The organism is Sporosarcina sp. P26b (genome assembly GCF_002743245.1).
Classification (GTDB): domain Bacteria; phylum Bacillota; class Bacilli; order Bacillales_A; family Planococcaceae; genus Sporosarcina; species Sporosarcina ureae_C.
This window is the reverse complement of record NZ_PDYW01000006.1, coordinates 26095-42840: the sequence shown is the minus strand read 5'-3', so window position 1 is coordinate 42840 and position 16746 is coordinate 26095. Positions and strand designations below refer to the sequence as shown.

Sequence of the window (16746 nt, the reverse complement as noted above, 5' to 3'; positions counted from 1 at the left end):
ATACAAATAGTCTAATCTTTTTACTTTTAAATTAAATCTGTTTTTACAAGTAGAGTAGTCATTGAGACAATGAGTTGTCAAAGCAGGATTAATACTTTATTTCGCAAAAAAACTCCCCAGCCATAATTATAGCTGGGGAGCTTCTCTAAACTATACTTACTCTTTAATTAACTCTAACTCAACTGGAATGTCCGCTTCTACGTCCTCGCCATTTAGCGTAGCAACCGCCGCTTCCATTGCCTTCTTCCCGATTTCCTCAGGCTTCTGTGCAACCGTCGCTGACAACTTGCCATCTTGAACAGACTTGACTGCGTCGTCCGTAGCGTCGAATCCAATTACTTGAATATCTTTACCAGCCGACTGAATCGCTTCCAATGCACCTAGCGCCATCTCATCATTATGTGCAAATACACCTTTGATGTCTGGATTTGCTTGCAAAATATTTTCCATAACCGTCAATCCTTCTGCGCGGTTAAAGTTCGCTGTTTGTTTTGCAACGATATTTACTTTACCTTCTACCGCTTCGTTAAAGCCGGCTCCACGGTCACGTGCTGCCGATGACCCTGCGATACCTTCAAGCTCTGCTACTTGTGCATTATCTTCGCCAAGTAACTCAAGCATATATTCTCCTGCCAACACGCCGCCTGCTTTATTATCCGACGCGATGTGGGAAACCACTTCTCCACCTTCTGCACTACGGTCTACTGTAATGACCGGAATGTTCGAGCTGTTAGCTGATTCTACTGCAGATACAACCGCTTCAGAATCTGTCGGGTTGATGATCAGTAAATCTACACCTTGTTGAATTAAATCTTCTACATCACTTGCTTGTTTAGATGCGTCATCTTGTGCATCTACTACTATAACTTCTGAACCTGAATCTTTTGCTTGCTCCTTCACTCCGTCACTCAATGTTACGAAGAACGGGTTGTTCAACGTGGATACAGAAAGACCGATCTTATATGCTTTGTCCTCGTCTTTTGCTGCATCTCCGTTGTTACCTGATGAAGATTCTGAACCCGGCTGATCCAACGAACAAGCTGCCATTACGAACACGACTGCCATAAGCAATAACCATTTAATATTCTTCATACACTTCTCATCTCCTTATGCTGTTTTTTTGCGATCCAAGAGCACTGCGATTAATATAACTGCACCCTTTACGACCTGTTGGAAGAAAGAGGATACGCCAATCAAATTCAAACCATTGTTCAATACACCAATAATCAATGCGCCGACTAACGTACCAACAATCCAACCACGACCGCCAGTCAAGCTAGTCCCACCAAGTACTACAGCAGCGATGGCATCGAGTTCGAACATATTACCAGCTGTCGGCTGCGCGGAATTCAAGCGTGACGTCAAAATTAATGCAGCAATGGCCGTCAATCCACCCGCCAATGAATACACATAAATTTTGATTCGATCGACGTTGATTCCAGAAAGACGTGACGCTTCTTCGTTGCCACCTACCGCATAGACGCGGCGTCCAAACGTTGTTTTCTTCAATATGAAGTACAGCACCGCAAAGGAGATAGCCATCGTAACGACCGGAACGGGAATACCTAGAATATATCCTTTACCGAGCATTTGGAAAGTGAATGAATCACCAAGTCCTGAAATCGGTCGGCCTTCAGTATAGACCAACGTTAATCCGCGGAAAATGGTCATAGTCGCAAGTGTTGCAATAAATGGTGCGACCTTACCTTTCGCAATGATCAATCCGTTAATTGCACCGAGCAGAACACCCAATAATACACCGAGTAGCATAGCCAAAATTGGATCCATACCGCCCGACATCATGCCAGCTGTTACAGCACCCGTTAGCGCGAGAATCGATCCGACCGACAAATCGATTCCGCCTGTCAAAATGACAAACGTCATCCCGAACGCAATCAAGGCGTTAATTGAAACTTGACGCAATACGTTGAACAAGTTGTTCAACGTTAAAAAGCTTGGACTCATAACTGAAATAATGACAATGATCAAAAGTAAACCAATGACCGGCCCCAATTTCTGTATGGACGATTTCATATTAGTTTTGGACAACTTTGTCACCTCCTGTTGCAAAATGCATAATCCGTTCCTGTGTCATTTCTTCTTTTGGCAAGTTGGCCATCAACTGGCCTTCGTGCATGACGAGCACGCGGTCCGCCATACCGATCACTTCTGGTAGTTCAGATGAAATCATCACAATCGCAACTCCACGCTCAGCCAACTCATTGATGATGCTGTAAATTTCTTTCTTCGCTCCAACGTCGACGCCTCTTGTCGGTTCATCCAAGAATAGAATGTCCGGCTCAATCCCAAGCCATTTCGCGATAACTACCTTTTGCTGGTTACCACCGCTCAACGACTTGACGCTTTGTTCAGGTCCAGATGTGCGAACACCGAGACGTTGAGACATCGTGTCATACAACTGATTTTCTTTCGTTCGTTGAATGACTCCTGAGTTAGAAATACGATTGAAATTGGTCAGGCACATATTTTCTCGTACCGAAAATTCAAGAATTAACCCTTCAGATTTCCGGTCTTCCGTAACGTATCCGATCCCAAGCTTTTTCGCTTGTAAAGGATTCGAAATTACTACATGCTTTCCATCAATGAAAACTTTACCTGCAGTTGGCTTCTTAAAGCCGAAAATAGATTGAATCACTTCCGTACGCCCGGCACCCATCAATCCGGCAATACCGACGATTTCACCTTTTCGCACTTCAAATGATACATCTTCAAAATAGTCACTGCGCGAGAGGTTTTCTACTTTCAATTTCACATCGCCTATTTCACAAGCACGTGCTGGGAATCGTTCACCCAATTCACGTCCGACCATCATCTGGACGATTTCTTCAAACGTCGTATCTTTAATATTTCGAACACCGACGTATTGACCGTCTCGCAAAATGGTAATGCGGTCGCACATCGCGAAAATCTCTTCCATGCGGTGTGATATATAAACGAATGAAACGCCTTCTGCCTGCAATGCGCGAACCGTTTTAAATAACGTTTCGATTTCACGATCCGTCAGTGCTGCAGTCGGCTCATCCATCACAATCAGTTCGGCATTAGAAGAAACCGCCTTTGCAATTTCAATAATCTGCTGTTTGCCGACAGATAATTCACGCGTGATGGTACGTGCATCAACATTCAATCCTAACTTCGATAGAATCTCTTCTGCTTGACGATTCATTTCCTTCGTCTTCAAAATCCCAGTCTTGCCGAACGTCTTTTCTTTACCTAAATAAAAGTTCTCCGCAACGGTTAAGTCAGGTAAAATATTAAGCTCTTGGTGAATAACCGCAATGCCTGCAGCCTCGGCTTCTTTAGCACTTTTGAACTCTACTTTCTCACCTTTGACGTAGATCTCACCTGAATCACGCGTATAAATCCCTGTCAAAATCTTCATCATCGTCGATTTCCCTGCGCCATTCTCACCCATAAGCGCATGGATTTCACCTTTCACCACATTAAACTCCACATTGTCGAGCACTTTATTTCCATTAAAACTTTTCGATATCCCGCTCATCGCAATCATCTCTGCTCACCCACTTTCAGAATATGACGCCCGACTGCACGATAATATTGGCGTAAGGTGTCGCTTCTCCTGTACGAATAATTACTTTTGATCGACTTGATTGTTCTTTCAATTGCTCATGTGTCAGCTCATCTATCGGACATTCTATTTGTGTGATTTCATTATAAACTGTCGGGTTCTCTACTTTTATTTCACCAGCAATATATACTTTTTCTGCTTGAAAGTCTTGTAATAGTTCAGTTAGTACTTCAGTAAATGAAGGTTTTCCGAGTGTATACGAAAGATCGATACAAGGAACACCTTCTGGAATTGGTAGACCGCAATCAGCTATCGTTAGTTGATCCGTGTGCCCCATCTTAGCGAGCACCGCCGCAATATCACGATTGATCATACCTTGCTTTTTCATCGTCTTTCCTCCAAACGCGCTTCCACTTCTTCAAATGAAGGCATGCCACCTTGTGCGCCAAACTTCTCTACGGAAAGCGAAGCCGCTGCATTCGCAAAACGAACTGCTTGTTCCAACTCCATGCCGGTTACAATACCATGTGCAAGCGCTCCGTTAAACGTATCACCTGCGCCTGTTGTATCCACAACATTTGTCTTAAAGCTCTCTACGATCACATGCTTTTCTCCATCAAAGAACCGCGCACCATCGCTACCTAGCGTAATAATCAAACGGTTCGGATACTTTTCTAATGCACTTACCATATCCATGCCGAAGATCTGCTCACATTCCGTTTCATTCGGCGTCAAGTACTTGATCGATGGCATCATATCGAGCTCAAAGCCGCTTGCTGGTGCAGGATTTAACATCACGGGAATATTGAGTGCTTGGCATTTCGCCAACGCATAGATAACGGTCGGAATAGGAATTTCCAATTGAAGCATCACCAGTTTACTGCGCTTGATGAGTTCCTCAATTTCGTCAATATAACTAGGCATCAACGAAGAATTGGCACCCGGAACGACGATAATCCGATTATCTCCCTCCGAAAGTAAAATATTCGCAATACCGGAAGCTCCTTCAACCACACGAACACCTGTGACACCGACTTTGTTTTGCTCTAGATTATTCAATATACTCGTACCGAACATATCATTCCCAACACAAGCCGCCATATGCGTTTCGCTACCTAGTCGCGCTGCCGCAATTGCCTGATTCGCGCCTTTTCCACCCGGCACCGTATCGAACACATTTCCAAGAACCGTCTCGCCTTGATCCGGAAAGTTCTCCGTGCCAACTACCAAATCCATATTGGCACTGCCAATGACCGTTATCATCACGTCTCACTCCTTGTCGTCTCACGAATGAGCAACTCTGCCGGAATTAGTACTTCACGCTCCGTCAGCTCGTGCCCTTCAATTAATTTAATAAGCATTCTTGCTGCCATCGCACCAATTTTGTATAAGTCCTGAGCAACCGTTGTTAGGCCTGGCGTTAATTGGCTCGCTAACATCGTTCCGTCATACCCTACGATTTGAAGCCGATCCGGTACGTGTATGCCTAAAGAATACGCAGCCTTCATTGCACCTGCCGCGGTGACATCACTACTTGCAAAAATCCCATCGATCGGCACGTCTTGCAACACCTTCTTCACCATCGTCTCAGCTATTTCAAAATGGAAGGGACATTCAATAATATGAGTTTCTATATCTTTCCCGTTCACAGCATCATTGAACCCAGCAAATCGATCATCTGCAGGACCTAATCCCGATGGCCCTCGCATACAAAGAATATTTTTACAGCCACTCTGTAATAAATGCTCCGTTCCAATGCGCGCACCTTCGCGGTTATCCGTCGCAATATACGGAATCGACGAATGAATTCTGCGGTCAATCGCTACGATCGGAACGTCCAAACCGGTGTAATGTTCAGCCTCTACATGACTCGTCGCCACAATAAAACCGGCTACATATTTCTGCTGAAGCGTTCGGACATAATTAATTTCCTTTTCCAAGTCTTCATCTGAATTGCATAGGATGACAGTGTATCTATAAGCTAACGCGATATCTTCTATCGCACGTGCAAGTTCCGGAAAAAATGGATTGACGATATCTGGCACAATCAATCCAATAAACGTCGATTGCTTCGTACTGAGCGAACGCGCGATCATGCTTGGCTCATAGTTCAATTCCTCAACGGCTTTGCCAATGACTCGTTTCGCTTCTTCACTTATGTATCCTTTATTATTTAAATAACGTGAAACAGTCGCTACTGAAACCCCTGCATGTTGCGCGACATCCCGTATATTAGCCAACTATTCCACCTACAATCTCTCGATATGTAACCGGTATCACATTCATATGTGGTACCGGTTACACATAATGATAACAGACAAGGTTTTTTAGTGTCAATAGGGAAATAGAGCGGTCGTGGGCTGGCATAGAGCGGATAGCGCGGTGGATAGAGCGGGCGCGGAATCGCATAGAGCGGGTAGCGCGGCTGATAGAGCGGTCGCGGGCTCGCATAGAGCGGATAACGCGGCTGATAGAGCGGGCGCGGGCTCGCATAGAGCGGATATCCCAGCCGATAGAGCGGGCGCGGGCTCGCATAGAGCGGATAGCGCGGATGATAGAGCGGATGCCGGCTCGCATAGAGCGGATAGCGCGGCTGATAGAGCGGTCGCGGGCTCGCATAGAGCGGATATCCCAGCCGATAGAGCGGGCGCGGGCTCGCATAGAGCGGATAGCGCGGCCGATAGAGCGGATGCGGGCTCGCATAGAGCGGATAGCGCGGATGATAGAGCGGATGCGGGCTCGCATAGAGCGGATATCCCAGCCGATAGAGCGGGCGCGGACTCACATAGAGCGGATAACGCGGCCGATAAGAGCGGATGCGGACCCTGTTAGAGCGAATATCACGGCCGATAGAGCGGGCGCGGGCTCGCATAGAGCGGATATCCCAGCCAATAGAGCGGGCGCGATCTCGCATTGAGCGGATAGCGCGGCTGATAGAGCGGATGCGGACTCACATAGAGCGGATAACGCGGTGGATAGAGCGATCACAGACTTACATAGAGCGAATAGCGCGCATGATAGAGCGAACCCGGGCCAGCATAGAGCGACTACCCCCACTCACCTCTTCGCTAAAAGAATCAACATCACTTGTTTATACATATTTATATAGGTAAAATGGAAATGGAGTCTTCGTTACTATCCATAAAGGAGAGATCGGTATGATAGTTTCTCATGAAAATGAAAATGTCCTATATGAAATCCCGGTAGATTTACGCAAAAGTATAGATTACGTTAGTGGGGATTTATTTATTACAGATCAACGCTTTCTTTTCCAGCCACGAAATATGCATTTCAAAAGAGACGCGATGGAATTTACTATTCAGGATATCAATAATATTGATTCGTCATATGTATTAGGCATCGTACCGAATGGCATTACCGTAGAGTTGAATGACGGCACTATAAATACCTTCGTTTTGGAGAGTACATTGTTCGTCAAGTGTGATGATATTATCAAAACCGTTTGGAGTTTAATGGAGAATAAATAAACATGAAGATTGCCGTGCCGATTAGTGGACAACTTTTTAAGTAGTTGCTACTAAGTAGCGCGGTTTTTTCATATCAAAAAACCGCACGAAAAGTTAGAATACCAACTCTCCGTGCGGTTACCATTTCATCACATCACAATATTACTTTCCTTCGCTTTCTCAATAAACTTATCACTCGATTTATTAAAGAATTTCTTCAATCCTATTCCCACACCTAGCGATAAAGCGAAATAGATGAACAGGTAGAGAATTTGTTTCCAAGCCACTGCCCAAATAATGCCCCCAATGGATTCACGCAATAAAGTGATCGCATGGGTGAACGGCATGAATGCAGAAATGCGTTGGAAGAATTCGGGTGCCATCTGGATCGGGAATGTTCCGCCTGACGCACCGAGCTGCATGACCATCAAAATAATTGCGATGACTTTTCCAGTGTTACCAAATACGGATACGAGTGTGTAGACAATAGTAACGAATACAACACTAATGATCACACCGAATATCACAAATGGCAGCTTATTCACCACATAGACGTCCATGATAAATATCTCACCTAGCGTGACGATCAATGATTGAATCGTCCCGATCCCGGCGAAGATGATTAACCGTCCAATATACGTTTGGTAACTCTTGAACCGTGTTTTCTCCCGAATGTCCACTTTTAACGTGGAGACCATTAACAACGCACCGACCCATAATGATAGCGTTGTATAGAACGGGCTCATTGCGGAACCGTAGTTCGGAATCGGATAGAGCTGGTGCTCATCCAATACTACCGGTTCAGCGAAAAACTTACTAACACCAGTAGGATCTGTTGCGAGAACATCCAATAATCTATCCAAGTCGCCGTCTTCTTCTAATTTGCGGATTTTCTCCGCCATCGTTTCAATCGTTTCACGCGCTTCTGGGAAGTACTTCTCCGCTTTCGCTAAATCCGTTTTCCCTAGCGCAACCCCTGCTTCTGCCTTTTCAAGTGCCATACGCAAACGTGGAATCCGTCCATTCACTTCATCCAATACGTCGGACACATCATATAAAGCATTTGTTGCGTCACGCATCGCCGACTTATACTTTCTTGTCAAATCACTGTTGACGAAATCAATAGCTTCCCCAACCGAGCGATCCAATTCTCCGGATACGCGATCGACTTCAGCCAAATGTTTCTTTCCATTTGCTTTTGATTCATTGATTCGACCAACTAATCCGTCTACAGATGAATTGGCAGATGATAAACTATTTTGCACCGTTTTGATGCGTTCAATCTCTCCAGAAAGCTTATCGGAATGAATGAACTTCTCTAAATCTGTTAGTCCACTTGTAATCGATCCAATTGCTGACAGCCCATTATCGATACGATCTACCATCGTTTGAAGTACGCCAATCGTAACCTTTGGATCTTCTGCTGTCCCTAACAATCCTGCAAGCTTCTCATCAATTTCTGTCTTTGAGGCTTGGAGTTCATTGAATCGATCACGTAATCCCTCATCAAAAGTCTGCAGTTGTTCAATTGCATCAGTAATCGCCTTTTGGCTATTCGCATCAAATTGATTTCGCGCATCCACAATCTTTTGCTCGCTAGCTTCCAACTGTCCTTTCAATTGATTCAACAACTCAAGACTTGGCTTTTCGCCTTTATTGATGGCGGCTTGCACTTTGTCAATGACTTGTTTAGTCGATACTAACTGTTCTCTTAACGAAACAAATCTCTGTCCCAAACTAGCAATTTTGTCACTACCGGTTACTTTTCCAGCGGCTTCAAGAACTGAAATCACTGTATCCGTTTTACCGATTTGATCTTCAATGGCAGTGGACATACTGTCGAGCTGTTCTTGGAATTGACTGAAATCAATTGACTCCCGCTTATCGATCAAGCCTTGCACAACTTTCTGCGCATTCGTATTCACTTCCGTTGCACGGTCCAGCAAGCTTGTAATATTCACAGAAAGCTCTTTCAACTGCTTCATCAACTTTTCCGTTTGAGGAGACAATATATTTTCATAATTACCTTTGATTTTATCCATATCTTCAGCAAGCTTGTCTGACAGCGCCTGTGTTTGTGTGATCAGATCCGTCGCTGGATTCTTACCACTTTGTAAATCTGAAATGATAGTTTCCAAGTTCTTCTTCAGACGACTTAAATCCGCCACGCTGTCACTCAAAGAACTCTGCAAGTCTTTAATATTGGATGAATCTTTTAAATTCTGATCCTGCTTCTTCAAATAATCATAAATATCATCTAACCTAGCATTTGTATCTTCCAATTTACCTTGCTTATCGCGCAGTGAATCGACGATACGATCCACATCTTCCCCTTTACCTGACAATTCACTTGTCAGATCAGGCACTTTACGGAATGCGGTTTGCGCACTCTCCAAGTTGGATGTAATGACCCGCAATGTATTATCCACGGTCTTTTCATTCTCTTGCAACTTGCTGATCAATCGTGCATTCAGTTTTTTCGCATTCTCATGCACCGAATTGACATCGTCCAATACCAGATCCACACGATCAATAGAAGAATCCGCGAAATTTAACCCTTTATCCACTAGCTGCAATTTCGAATAAATGTCGGGAATATCATATTCTAGTTGATAAACTAAATCGCGTAGTTTTTCAATATTGACACGATTGTTTTCCAGTTCCACTCCTAGATTATTGAATACCTTGATCACTGCTTTGTTCGCTTCTTCAACGAACGTGCTATCGATATTCTCTACTATAGCAGATGCGCCCTTGCCTGCTACTTTTGGAGAAATCGCATTAATCTTTTCATTGATATAATAATCCAATGTCGGTTGTTTAATATCGTCTGTAACGATACTGCTTAAATTTTCCGAGAAATTCTTGGGGATGATAATCGCAGCGTAGTAATCGCCGTGCTTAACACCTTTTAAGGCTTCGTCTTTCGTCACGAACTGCCAACCGAGATCATCATTCTTGGTCAGCGAAACGATTACTTCGTCTCCGACATTGAATTCCTTACCCTCAATTTCTGCGCCTTGATCTTCACTAACAATCGCTACTGATACGCCTTTCGTATTGGAATATGGATCCCACGAAGCCAAAATGTTCATCCAGGCATAGAGCGACGGTAGAAATGCAATGGCTGCAATGACGATGAGCGCCGCTTTATTCTTGAATATATTCCGGAGATCCCGTTTGACTATAAACAATATTTTATTCATCTAGTATAAACCCTCGCTCTGTATTCCGACATTCGCATATCACACCAATAGACTAGAGAAAATCGTATAGTTCAACACATCTGTGATTTGCTCCTCAGTCAGCTGGTCATCATGCGTTTTCGACCAATCCACTACTAACGCCAAATAAGATTTGAATAATAGATACGCGATCAGTTCACTATTACATGGCTTCAATTCACCTTTGGCAACACCGCGTTCAATCTTACTAGCAATAAACTGCAATATTTCCTTCTCTATAGAAGTTAACACATCCCCGACAGCTGGTGTGCGTAACTCTTTTTCCTCTTCAATCAGCTTAATGAATAACTGATGCGTCTCACGAAACTTCAATAACTGCATAATACGCGCATGGGCATTCTCTTGAAACGATGCCCCTTCTATAGCCGTTCTTTCCGACGCCTCTTTCATTTCGTTCACCATATTCCAGACGATCGAATGAAATAATTCTTCTTTATTCGAGAAAAACGTATAGATAGTACCTTTCCCCACATTCGCTATTTTCGCTACTTGGTCCATTGTCGTCGCCTTATAGCCAAACATCGTAAACGATTTTCCAGCCGCCAACATGATTTCTTCCCTACGATCCATTTTGCCACACCCTTCGAAATTGACCGTAATACCATTTCGGTCTGATAGTCATTATACTACATAGATTTTCAATGAAATGCAAGATGCTTGCTATTAATGAGTGAAAAGAATAGTTTTATCGACATTCAAAATATTTACTGAATTAAAGTTGACTACTTTACTAGAATATGAAACGATAAGACATGGATAAACACTAGGGGTGCTTTTGCTGAGAGAGGCTATTTGCCTTAACCCTTAAACCTGCTCTAGATAATGCTAGCGGAGGGAAGTGGACATATGACCGGTCTTGGCCGAACTATGCAACCGCTTCGCACAAAAGAAGTGGTTTTTTTGTGTGGATTTTTGAAGAAAAGAGATGTGAAAAGAATATGCCTAATAAAATTTTAGAATTTACCGATGTATCCTTTCATTATCAAGCAACCAAAGCTTCAAAACCGACGGCTATTTTTGACCAAGTTGATTGGCATGTAAATGAAGGCGAATTCGTCAGCATCATTGGACCAAGTGGTTACGGGAAGAGTACGTTGTTCCGATTAGTTACTGGCCTTGAGAATCCTGACAGTGGAGAAATTTCATTGAACGGTGAAGTCGTAACGAGGCGTTTAGGAAAAGTCGGTTACATGCCGCAGCAAGATTTACTCATGCCTTGGCGAACCATTCTAGAAAATGTTCGATTGCCAGTGGAACTCCAAAGTGCCAAAACGACTTCCGATGAGATGATCCAGCTCCTTGCAGATTTTGGGCTAGCTGGTGAAGAAAACTCTTACCCTGGCAACTTATCAGGTGGTATGCGTCAACGTGTTTCTTTTTTACGAACGATTCTAACCGGCTCTGATATTTTATTGCTGGACGAGCCTTTTAGTGCGCTCGACGCCATTACCCGCTTGACGATGCAAGAGTGGCTAATTGATCAGTGGAAGAGGCTCGATAAAACCATTGTCTTCATCACCCATGATATCGACGAAGCATTATTTCTATCTGATCGTATCTTTGTACTTGCTGAAAAACCTGTGCGGACAATCCGCGAAGTAGTCGTTCCTCTTGATCGACCACGTACGATGAGAGACTTGGCACGCCCAGAACTGGTTGAATTAAAGCAACAACTCATCATGGAGCTACGTTCGGAGGCACCACTATGAAAAAGATTACTTCTTATAGTAGTTCCATATTTTTCGTCGTGATCCTACTTGGCATATGGGAAATCGGAGCGCGTCTTTATGATAAAAGCTTCTTATTCCCGTCTCCATCTGCGATTCTACTCAAGTTATGGGAACTAAAGTCGGAGCTGTTTATCCACCATTTACCTCCGACAGCTGCAACAATAGTAATCGGCCTAATTATTTCGATACTTATCGGATCGGCGCTTGCGATCGCGATGTATAGCAAGAAGCCTATCGAGCAAGCGTTTTATCCACTTTTGATTGCGTCACAGACGATTCCCGTCATTGCGCTTGCACCGATTTTCGTGCTGTGGTTCGGCTACAGCATTTGGGGAAAAGTTGCAGTCACTGTACTGATCACCTTTTTCCCCATCACTGTCAGTGTGTTCGATGGTTTACGTTCATCGGATAAAAACTTACGTGAATTAATGCTCACGATGGGCGCGTCTGCAAAAGATATTTTCTTTAAACTGGATCTACCTTCCGCCCTACCTTCCTTTTTCTCTGGACTTAAAGTGGCGGTCACACTCAGCGTGATCGGTGCTGCAATCGGAGAATGGCTTGGCGCACAGGCGGGCCTTGGATATTTCAGCAGAAGAATGATGACTCAATTCGATAGTGCGGCTGTATTTGCACCGATCGTCTTACTATCTGCTGTAGGCATTATCTTCTTTCTACTTGTCGTTTTATTGGAAAAATACTTTTTACAATGGAGGAACCACGAATGAAAAAACGTTTGCTACTTGGAGTGACCTTTCTTCTTTTGTTAGTCGCTGGCTGCAATAATGATGCAACCGCAGTAGATACGGAAGAGTCACAGAACGATGATAAGAAAAAAGTTAGTATTATGCTCGACTGGTACCCAAACGCAGTACATAGCTATATTTATGTGGCACAGGAAAAAGGTTATTTCAATGATGAGGATGTCGAAGTTGATATTCAATTCCCTGCCAATCCAACTGATCCAATGAATTTGACTGCTGCAGGAAAAGTGACACTTGGATTGTACTACCAACCCGATGTCATTTTGGCTCAAGCGAATGAAGATATCCCTATCAAAGCGGTCGCATCTGTCGTACGTGAACCACTGAACTACACGGTCATGCTGGAGGACAGTCCCATTCAATCGCCGAAAGATCTAGAAGATCTGACGATTGGTTATCCTGGCATTCCACTCAACGAAGCCTTGATCAAAACCATGATCACAAATGATGGTGGCGATTACGATAAAGTGAAAATGATTGATGTTGGATTCGAACTAGAATCTTCATTAGTTTCTGAACGGGTTGACGCTGTGACGGGAACATTCATTAATCATGAAGTACCTGTTATGAATGCTAAAGGGTTCAAAACACGCTATTTTAATCCCGTAGAATACGGCGTTCCAAACTACAGTGAAATTGTTTTGTTAACGGGTAACGATACGTGGGAGAAGGAACATGACGCAATCTTGGCCTTTTGGAGAGCCGCACAAAAAGGGTATGAATTCATGGTGGAACAGCCTGAAGAAGCACTGGAATTATTGCTTAGCAACCAAGATCAAGCGAACTTCCCACTCGATAAAGCCATTGAGATGGAAAGCTTGAGTATTTTATTGCCAAAGATGGAAACAGGTGGAGAACCCTTTGGCCAGCTTGATGAAAAGTCATGGGAAGAAGTACGTGATTGGCTTCATGAGATGGAATTGATCAAGACGAAACCACAAGTGGAAGATATGATCATAGATATCAGTTCTAAAGAAATATTTTCTAACGTAACAAAGTAATATAAAAAGCTATTGCGTAAGTCTACATGACTTATTGCAATAGCTTTTTTGGTTCTATAGGATTAATCCGGCACGACCGTAAACTTCACAACAACTGATTTCTTCAGTGCCACACCTTTTGTATTCTGCAATCCTTGATCCACGCGTAAGTAATGAACACCTAGTTGCCATTCATTATGAGGTGTGACGAGTAATTGCTGAGAATCTAAAGGATTCAATTTCGCGGTAAATCCTTCTATGCGTTCTGTGCTATTTGGTAGATGTGTAATATAAATATGCTCGCTGTAGTCTTTGCCAAGTACTAGTTTATTAGTAAATTTGATTTTGAATACTTTGTTCTTTTTCACGACTAAGTCCGGGAAATCACCAACAAAATCCTTTGGCTGATTTGGATTGGCTGCAGTTGGCAGCGCATAGCTAAGTCGTTCTAAATTTAGTAGTCCTGCACCGAAATGATCGTCTTTACCGAGTTGCCCTAAGTCTGTCGCAGTCATTTCAAGTAACTCTCTAATTTCAGTTGACTTAGCTTCCGGTTGCAAGGACTTCACCAAAGCTGCTGCACTTGCCACCATAGGCCCTGAGAAAGAAGTTCCACTCACTGATTTATACGTGTTATTAATGTACGTGGTAGAAATCACCGCGCCTGGTGCAACTAAGCTGACTTGAGAATTAAAATTTGAAAACGAAGCGCGTTGATTTTTGCTATCGGTTGCCCCTACTGAAATTACGGAAGGATAGGATGCAGGAAACATCACGGAATTCCCTTTTACCGCATCGTTTCCTGCAGATGCCACGACGGTGATTCCCGACTCGATTGCTCGTTGAATCTCTTTTTCTTCCAGTTGGGACGGCTGGCTACTACCATAACTCATGTTGATCACATCGACTTGTTTCATTATCGCATAATCAATCGCTTTGATACTATCCGATACTTTGCTAGTTCCATTCAAGTGCGAAATTTTCAATGGCAAGACTTTCGTGTCGTATGTTCCCGCTAGACCTGCCACACCTATGTGATTCCCTGCCCTCGCAGCAATGACACCCGCTACTGCCGTTCCGTGTCCATTGACGTCCTGAACGTTTGCGTTGTTAGCGTAAAAGTTATAGCCACCTGGCTGAATTCTTCCTTGTAGATCTTCATGCTGGATATCAATACCTGAATCGATAACTGCCACAACCGCATTCTTCTTTTGTTCTGTCACTCTTGACCAAATTAACTGCGGCTTCAGTTGCGGAATCCACCACTGCTTCACGAAAATAGGATCATTGAGGACGATATGCGAATAGCGCTCGTAATTTGGTTCAACATGTAACACGTTTGGATCCTCAAGTAGTTGTTCTTTCATTAACAGCATCTCTGCCGAATCTGTAAAACTCCATAATTCCACTTCATCTGATATAGTTTCACGGCTTTCAACGCCTGGTAGCCCTTCATCAATAGAAAACGATTGTCGATTTCCTTCATACTCAACCAATAGTTCATTGGGTACTACATCCGCATTGACCACTCCTTGAAATCCTAGTACCATCATCCATACGATGCAAAAAACCAACACGATATGCCGCTTCTCTCTCATATGCATCCTCTTCTCTTCCCTAGCCCCTACCTTGGAAACATAGGATTCTTTTATACTATTATAGCTTGTACGTTTCTAATTATATACAGCAAACACTGAATATAGTACTACGTAAAAAACATAATTTTAAATTTCAATTTCACAAACATACCATTTACTCATTATCCTTATATAACAACTTTCCTTACATCTAGAATAATCCCGCTGTTCATAGTATAATTTTGACTACATTGGTATCTACTCTAGTTTCCAAAAGAGAGAGCCATAGCATGAAGTAGGAGAATTCAAATGAAAAAATGTCCAATTTGTAATGAAATGAATGATAAGCAGCAAGAGTTTTGTACAAACTGTAAAGCATCTCTTGCGTCACGTCGTTTGAATAAAAAACGTTCTATATGGAAAACACCACACTACCCAATTGTATTAATTGTTGTCGTGCTTGTAGCGATCATTGGCTACTACACTATTGAAAGTAAATACGGGCGGAATGCTACAACAGAGAAATTCATTACCGCTTTGATCGAGCAGGATCGCGACACATTGCAAGAATTGATTGTACCGAAAGACAGTCGGATTGCGATTAACGCAGATAGTTTGCAAGCGCTGCTAACGTTGGTTGAGAAAAACCCTTCGATCGTACAAGTAGTGGAAAACCACTTACACGAAAAATCCGAAGACGGCATGTTTTCCATTCGTGCAGCTGGTAAACGATTGGGTCTTTTCCCGCGCTACACAATCAATCCAGTAGGCTATATCGTCAAAGTACAATCCATCGGGGACGAAACGGTACTGTCCATCCATGATGCGGAAATGGGCTATATCAAAAAGCGGAAAGAACAGGCTGAATTCGGCCCTTTCATGGCGGGAATCTATCCAATTAAAATGACGACGACTCTCGATGACGATACAGTACGTGAAGAAATTCAAGCGAATGTCTTTGGGGCGAAACAAACTATTCATCTAGATTTTGATTCCATTAAAGAATTGGCTACCGCGGCCAACACAGATGTAGAAAAGGATAATGATCTACCTGTTGTTCAAAACGATATTGTAAAAGAAGAACCTGTCGAGACAGTCATTGTCAAAGAGATTATTAAAGAAGTTCCAGCTGACGTTCCAAAGGACCATTTCATTATTTCATACAGCGGAGACGTGTACCTCGATAAATCCGATTTAAAAGGATTATCTAAAGACGATTTACGTTTGGCGCGCAATGAAATATACGCGCGACACGGCTATGTCTTTGAATCAAAGGAATTGCAAGACTACTTTGGTTCGCAATCTTGGTATACACCCGATTCATCATTTAACGGAAAGATGGCGAAGTGGGAGAAACACAATGTGGAACTGATTAAGTCGCATGAATAAAAACAGGAGCAATCGAAAAAGTCTAATGACTTCCTTGATTGCTC

At 43.2% G+C, this 16746-nt stretch carries 15 protein-coding genes and 1 riboswitch; of the genes, 5 read left to right on the top strand and 10 right to left on the bottom strand.

Annotation, left to right across the window (positions count from 1 at the left end; all coding sequences use genetic code 11):
• Positions 1 to 156: 156 nt before the first annotated feature.
• From rbsB to CSV69_RS16640, 7 genes are read right to left on the bottom strand one after another with little or no spacing between them, the layout of a single operon-like run.
• Positions 157 to 1092 (bottom strand): ribose ABC transporter substrate-binding protein RbsB, encoded by a 936-nt coding sequence (rbsB, locus tag CSV69_RS08010; protein ID WP_099693132.1) that lies wholly within the window; start codon positions 1090 to 1092, stop codon positions 157 to 159.
• A gap of 15 nt (positions 1093 to 1107) precedes the next feature.
• Positions 1108 to 2049, bottom strand: coding sequence for a ribose ABC transporter permease (gene rbsC, locus CSV69_RS08005; RefSeq protein ID WP_085428260.1), 942 nt, complete (start codon positions 2047 to 2049; stop codon positions 1108 to 1110).
• Entirely contained in the window at positions 2036 to 3532 is a 1497-nt protein-coding gene (locus CSV69_RS08000; RefSeq protein ID WP_085428259.1) for a sugar ABC transporter ATP-binding protein, read from the bottom strand. Before CSV69_RS08000 ends, rbsC begins: the two co-directional genes overlap by 14 nt.
• Positions 3533 to 3548: 16 nt before the next feature.
• A complete protein-coding gene (rbsD, locus tag CSV69_RS07995) occupies positions 3549 to 3938 on the bottom strand; it encodes a D-ribose pyranase (RefSeq protein ID WP_099693131.1) in 390 nt (129 codons plus the stop codon).
• Positions 3935 to 4813, bottom strand: a complete 879-nt coding sequence (gene rbsK / locus CSV69_RS07990) for a ribokinase (RefSeq protein ID WP_099693130.1) — start codon at positions 4811 to 4813, stop codon at positions 3935 to 3937. The genes rbsD and rbsK overlap by 4 nt, the downstream gene beginning before the upstream one ends.
• Complete coding sequence (locus CSV69_RS07985) at positions 4813 to 5790, bottom strand: LacI family DNA-binding transcriptional regulator (RefSeq protein ID WP_099693129.1); 978 nt, start codon at positions 5788 to 5790, stop codon at positions 4813 to 4815. The genes rbsK and CSV69_RS07985 overlap by 1 nt, the downstream gene beginning before the upstream one ends.
• Positions 5745 to 6422: a hypothetical protein gene (locus CSV69_RS16640; protein ID WP_158232633.1), complete on the bottom strand. Its 678-nt coding sequence runs from the start codon at positions 6420 to 6422 to the stop codon at positions 5745 to 5747. The genes CSV69_RS07985 and CSV69_RS16640 overlap by 46 nt, the downstream gene beginning before the upstream one ends.
• Positions 6423 to 6708: 286 nt before the next feature.
• On the opposite strand from CSV69_RS16640, the gene CSV69_RS07975 reads away from it, so the two are divergent.
• Complete coding sequence (locus CSV69_RS07975) at positions 6709 to 7038, top strand: GRAM domain-containing protein (protein WP_099693127.1); 330 nt, start codon at positions 6709 to 6711, stop codon at positions 7036 to 7038.
• A gap of 128 nt (positions 7039 to 7166) precedes the next feature.
• Here the strand turns inward: CSV69_RS07975 and CSV69_RS07970 are convergent, their stop codons facing one another.
• Together CSV69_RS07970 and CSV69_RS07965 are read right to left on the bottom strand one after the other, a co-directional pair.
• A complete protein-coding gene (locus CSV69_RS07970; protein ID WP_099693126.1) occupies positions 7167 to 10223 on the bottom strand; it encodes a YhgE/Pip family protein in 3057 nt (1018 codons plus the stop codon).
• 39 nt (positions 10224 to 10262) lie between these two features.
• Positions 10263 to 10832, bottom strand: a complete 570-nt coding sequence (locus tag CSV69_RS07965; RefSeq protein WP_085428252.1) for a TetR/AcrR family transcriptional regulator — start codon at positions 10830 to 10832, stop codon at positions 10263 to 10265.
• 185 nt (positions 10833 to 11017) lie between these two features.
• Positions 11018 to 11116: riboswitch (TPP riboswitch) on the top strand.
• A gap of 84 nt (positions 11117 to 11200) precedes the next feature.
• Between CSV69_RS07965 and CSV69_RS07960 the strand changes: the two genes are divergently transcribed.
• Genes CSV69_RS07960 through CSV69_RS07950 form a run of 3 tightly spaced genes read left to right on the top strand, consistent with a single transcriptional unit; the run spans position 11201 to position 13757 of the window.
• Entirely contained in the window at positions 11201 to 11971 is a 771-nt protein-coding gene (locus CSV69_RS07960) for an ABC transporter ATP-binding protein (RefSeq protein ID WP_099693186.1), read from the top strand.
• On the top strand, positions 11968 to 12720 hold the full coding sequence (locus tag CSV69_RS07955) for an ABC transporter permease (RefSeq protein WP_099693125.1): 753 nt from the start codon (positions 11968 to 11970) through the stop codon (positions 12718 to 12720). The genes CSV69_RS07960 and CSV69_RS07955 overlap by 4 nt, the downstream gene beginning before the upstream one ends.
• Entirely contained in the window at positions 12717 to 13757 is a 1041-nt protein-coding gene (locus CSV69_RS07950) for an ABC transporter substrate-binding protein (RefSeq protein WP_099693124.1), read from the top strand. Before CSV69_RS07955 ends, CSV69_RS07950 begins: the two co-directional genes overlap by 4 nt.
• Positions 13758 to 13819: 62 nt before the next feature.
• On the opposite strand, the gene CSV69_RS07945 is transcribed toward CSV69_RS07950, so the two are convergent.
• Positions 13820 to 15289 (bottom strand): S8 family peptidase, encoded by a 1470-nt coding sequence (locus CSV69_RS07945; protein ID WP_233192349.1) that lies wholly within the window; start codon positions 15287 to 15289, stop codon positions 13820 to 13822.
• A 333-nt stretch (positions 15290 to 15622) separates the two neighbouring features.
• Between CSV69_RS07945 and CSV69_RS07940 the strand changes: the two genes are divergently transcribed.
• Positions 15623 to 16702 (top strand): YARHG domain-containing protein, encoded by a 1080-nt coding sequence (locus tag CSV69_RS07940; protein ID WP_099693122.1) that lies wholly within the window; start codon positions 15623 to 15625, stop codon positions 16700 to 16702.
• Positions 16703 to 16746 lie beyond the last annotated feature (44 nt).